The organism is Flavobacterium sp. ACN2, assembly GCF_002303885.1.
Lineage (GTDB): Bacteria > Bacteroidota > Bacteroidia > Flavobacteriales > Flavobacteriaceae > Flavobacterium.
The window spans coordinates 1-1,063 of record NZ_MRCM01000043.1 but is presented as its reverse complement, the minus strand read 5'-3'; the positions used below and the strand labels follow the sequence as shown (position 1 = coordinate 1,063).

General features: G+C 24.6%; 2 protein-coding genes. Both read right to left on the bottom strand.

Going from position 1 to position 1,063, the window contains the following annotated elements; all coding sequences use genetic code 11:
- On the bottom strand, nt 1–508 hold a 508-nt coding region (locus BSF41_RS23510), incomplete at its 3' end, for a hypothetical protein (protein ID WP_141248191.1).
- Between the two features lie 284 nt (nt 509–792).
- A partial coding sequence (locus tag BSF41_RS23865) for a hypothetical protein (protein ID WP_172426973.1) occupies nt 793–1,063 on the bottom strand: 271 nt, incomplete at its 5' end.

Genomic DNA, 1,063 nt, shown 5'->3' with positions numbered 1-1,063 from the left:
ATATATAAGGTAATTTAATTTTACTTTCTTTAAAACAGGTTTCAGAAGACTTTATCTCTAAATTTTTATCCTTAATTAAATCAATACTAAATTTTTTAAAAGATTCTTGTGCATCGGGCAAAAGATTCTCTAAAACATTTTCATTTTTGCCTTCAGGTTGTATTTTTATTATATTATTTGAAGTATCATATTTAAAAATATAAACTTCATAATATGTGTCAGATACTTTTTCATTTAAATACATCTCAACCTTAAACTTAACTTTTATTGTAGGAGCTTCTGACTGAATACTTTCTGCTGTATAAGTCATAGCACATCCTGATCCACAACTTATAACAAAAGACTTATTTATGGTATTCTTTGTTTCCTTTGTATCAGATAGAATTTTGGAATTATTAACCTTAAGAGTATCTACTAAATTCTTAGAATCGTGTTTTGATGTATTCTCTTTGCATCCTAAAATTAAGATCAATAAGAGACCTAATACTAGATTTTTACTTATTTTCATTTTTTATTGATTGATTAACTTCTAACTTAATTTCTTTTGCTTGAGAATTGTATACACTAAAGCTTTACAATAAAAACCGTTAAAAATAGCATTTGTAAAATTTTCATAATTTTTTATTTTAAAATTCCCTCAGCTAACAAAAGCATTGCGCTTTTGCTAGCTAGGGCTTTTCTTTTCAATATGTCAAGGAACCTAATGTTCATTTTAAAAAACTCTCAACCTTTTATTGTATAATTATTTCTTATCGATTTAGAATCTTTATCATAATTAACTTTTAGAGATTATTACCAAAATAGTTTATATGTATCCATTTTAGCTTCTTTTGATTCATCAAGAAAATAAAGAGAATCCCTTTTTATGCTACCATCTTTTTTTACATCGTTATTCATGTACAAGATAATTTCAGTATCAGTTGCAAAATACTTTAGTTGCCAAATTTTATTGTTTTTTACATCCAAATATGAAAGACAAGTATAATTTGGAATTTCTTTATCAACTGTACTTCTATAGAATTCAATAGAATCCTTCTTTTTATCATTTAATAAAGTATATAGA